Annotated in this window: 6 protein-coding genes; 5 read left to right on the plus strand and 1 reads right to left on the minus strand. The window is 63.7% G+C overall.

Annotated features, from left to right (window positions below; all coding sequences use genetic code 11):
• The first annotated feature begins 17 nt into the window (after window positions 1-17).
• The 3 genes from LXM94_RS12785 to LXM94_RS12795 all read left to right on the plus strand — a co-directional run bounded on the left by LXM94_RS12785 (window position 18) and on the right by LXM94_RS12795 (window position 987).
• A complete protein-coding gene (locus LXM94_RS12785) occupies window positions 18-350 on the plus strand; it encodes a hypothetical protein (RefSeq protein WP_235771805.1) in 333 nt (110 codons plus the stop codon).
• Window positions 351-436: 86 nt separating this feature from the next.
• Window positions 437-634, plus strand: coding sequence for a CsbD family protein (locus tag LXM94_RS12790; protein WP_235771807.1), 198 nt, complete (start codon window positions 437-439; stop codon window positions 632-634).
• A gap of 188 nt (window positions 635-822) precedes the next feature.
• Window positions 823-987 (plus strand): DUF1328 domain-containing protein, encoded by a 165-nt coding sequence (locus tag LXM94_RS12795; RefSeq protein ID WP_235771809.1) that lies wholly within the window; start codon window positions 823-825, stop codon window positions 985-987.
• 56 nt (window positions 988-1,043) lie between these two features.
• Here the strand turns inward: LXM94_RS12795 and phnF are convergent, their stop codons facing one another.
• Complete coding sequence (gene phnF / locus LXM94_RS12800) at window positions 1,044-1,781, minus strand: phosphonate metabolism transcriptional regulator PhnF (protein ID WP_235771832.1); 738 nt, start codon at window positions 1,779-1,781, stop codon at window positions 1,044-1,046.
• 80 nt (window positions 1,782-1,861) lie between these two features.
• Between phnF and phnG the strand changes: the two genes are divergently transcribed.
• Together phnG and LXM94_RS12810 are read left to right on the plus strand one after the other, a co-directional pair.
• On the plus strand, window positions 1,862-2,326 hold the full coding sequence (gene phnG, locus LXM94_RS12805) for a phosphonate C-P lyase system protein PhnG (RefSeq protein ID WP_235771811.1): 465 nt from the start codon (window positions 1,862-1,864) through the stop codon (window positions 2,324-2,326).
• Window positions 2,326-2,497: phosphonate C-P lyase system protein PhnH (locus tag LXM94_RS12810; RefSeq protein WP_235771834.1), on the plus strand; the 172-nt coding region annotated here is incomplete at its 3' end. The genes phnG and LXM94_RS12810, both read left to right, overlap by 1 nt.

Consider the following 2,497-nt stretch of genomic DNA (forward strand, 5'->3'; position numbering starts at 1 on the left):
CTCGAAGGAGAAAGGCAATGGAACATCTGGCAGCGATCATGATGCTTGTGGGCTGCGGACAAGGCACCGGCGAATGCACGGAACTGCCGTCGCCGGTGATCGGTTATGAAACGATTGAAGAATGCCGCGCGGACCTGGCGGCGGCAATCGGCCATACCGCGCGCAAGGGGCTCGTCATCAAGGCGGCCTGCGCCGAGGTCGACCCCGGCTGGTTCGAGGAGGACGTCGAGGTCAGCTGGGATCTTGCGGAGGACGGCCACCTGGTGGTTTCCGTCCGCAACACCGCGGGGGACTCGGTTGCCTCCGAAGTCGCGCTCTCCGGCTCAAAGATGACGGCCATCCAGCAGTGATGCGCATTTCGGTGTGAGGGCGCGGAACCAACGCGCCGGTGGCTGGTTATCTCATGAGCAAGTCCAGCCGAAGGAAGGAAACACTCATGAACTGGGATATCATCGAAGGCAAGTGGAACGAATACAAGGGCAAGGCGCAGGCCCAGTGGGGCAAGCTGACCGACGACGACCTCGACGTGATCAACGGTCGCCGGGTCGAGCTCTCCGGCAAGATCCAGCAGCGCTACGGTGTTGCGAAGGACGAGGCTGAACGCCAGATCAACGAATGGGAGCGCCGTCACTGATCGCCTTGCCGGCTTTCGACTTTTTGACGCCGTCGCTGCAGGAAAGCCGCGGCGGCGTTTTGCTGCCTACGGGTCGGCTATCCGTATGAAAGCATGCGACCGGCGAAAATATCGCGGGCGATGGAACTTCAGGGCGATCCGCCTGTTTAGCCGGCAACGGAGTACGGAAAACAAAGGAGTCATCACTGATGCTGTATTATGCTCTCGTCTTCATGGTGATTGCGATCGTCGCCGGCCTGTTCGGTTTTGGCGGCATCGCCGGCGCATCTGCCGGCATTGCGCAGATTCTGTTCTTCATCTTCCTCGCCCTGCTGGTTATCTCGCTCATCGCCGGCCTTTTCCGGCGCGCCTGACCGACGGGCAGCGTCTTGTATCCAGGGGCGGCACCATCGGGCCGCCCCATTTTCGTTCAGGTGTCCACGGTGAATTTCACGCGATCCGCCGCAAAGCGCGTACGGGCGTACTGGATCGGAACACCGTCCATGTCGACATTGACCGCAATCGTGACGAGAAGGATTGCGCCCGGCGAAAGGCGCAGGTCCGCGAGATCCTCGCCTCCGGCATGGGCCGCCGAGATTTCCGTCGAGCGGCGCACATAGTCGGCGACACCCGAGGCGGCAAGCGCCTTGGTAATCGAGCGATGCGTCCGGTACTCTTCGGCAATCGCTGCGAAACGATCGGCGGGAAAATAATTCGTTGCCCGCGACACCGGACGGCCGTCCGCGCTGTGCAGGGTCTCCAGGCAGATGCAGCGGGAATCCGGTGTGATAGCGAGACCCTCTGCAACCGTTTGCCCCGCCGTCTGTTCACGCCAGCCGATCAGCTTGCCGTCGAGTTCGCGCGCCTGGCCGCCCAGCCCTTGCGAGAAGCGCGTGCGCCGGGCGATCGGAAAACTGAGCCGGTCGCGCCGCTCGATCCGTGTTCCGATGCCCTGAAGCGGACGAACGATGCCTTCGTCGGCCAGAGCAGCGAGCGCGCTTCGCACCGTGTGGCGATTGACCCCGAAACGTTCGGCAAGCGTCTTTTCCGGCGGCATCATGCCCGTTCCGTCGAACTCGCCGTTGTTGATCGACAGGCGCATGCGATCGGCAATCTGTCGCCATAATGCAATTCCGCTCTGCCGCTCGACCAATTTCGTTCCCGTCATCAGCTTGTCACGCTCGCGGCTTAGGAGGAAAGTATCAGATGTATAGTTATCTAGATTAATAGACATTTGGAGATCTGGCAATGCCCGATATTTCGTCACGGTCCGCCGGCAACGGGGACCGCAGCCGGGCCATGGGGCTTCTCGCCAGGGCGACCATTGGCGAGTTGCGCGCGACCTGGCAGGTGATCGAGCCGAAGCCGGACGTCGCGCCGGTGCGCGGTCCTGAAACCGGGCTCGTGATGGTGCGCGGCCGCATCGGCGGCGGCGGCTCGCCGTTCAATCTCGGCGAGACGACCGTGACACGGGCCAGCGTCCGGCTGCAGGACGGTACGATTGGCCACGGCCAGGTGCTCGGCACCGACATAGAACGGGCGCGCCTGGCTGCGATCTTCGACGCGCTGATGCAGGATGCCGTCCATGCGGGACATGCCGCGCGTCTCGTCGAACATGTGGCGCGGCGGATCGCCGAAGAGGACGCCCGGAGCGCCCGGGAGACAGCCGCGACCCGCGTCGACTTCTTCACGATGGTCAGGGGAGAGGATTGATGGGCGTCCAGCAGCAGGTGTTCACCGGCGCCTTCGCCTCTCCGGTGTTCGATGCCCAGGCTGTTTTCCGGACCGTAATGGATTGCATGGCGCGACCCGGTACGATCGGCCCTGTCGCGCCGCTTGCCACGCCGCCGGCGCCGCTCGGCGCGACGGCCGGCGCGCTCGCGC

It is taken from the genome of Rhizobium alarense, assembly GCF_021555155.1.
In the GTDB taxonomy this organism is placed as follows: domain Bacteria; phylum Pseudomonadota; class Alphaproteobacteria; order Rhizobiales; family Rhizobiaceae; genus Rhizobium_D; species Rhizobium_D alarense.

Coding starts and splice junctions, on each gene's coding strand:
- LXM94_RS12785 (WP_235771805.1), top strand. CDS start 18: ATGGAACATCTGGCAGCGATCATGATGCTTGTGGGCTGCGGACAAGGC.
- phnG (WP_235771811.1), top strand. CDS start 1,862: ATGCCCGATATTTCGTCACGGTCCGCCGGCAACGGGGACCGCAGCCGG.
- phnF (WP_235771832.1), bottom strand. CDS start 1,781: ATGACGGGAACGAAATTGGTCGAGCGGCAGAGCGGAATTGCATTATGG.
- LXM94_RS12795 (WP_235771809.1), top strand. CDS start 823: ATGCTGTATTATGCTCTCGTCTTCATGGTGATTGCGATCGTCGCCGGC.
- LXM94_RS12790 (WP_235771807.1), top strand. CDS start 437: ATGAACTGGGATATCATCGAAGGCAAGTGGAACGAATACAAGGGCAAG.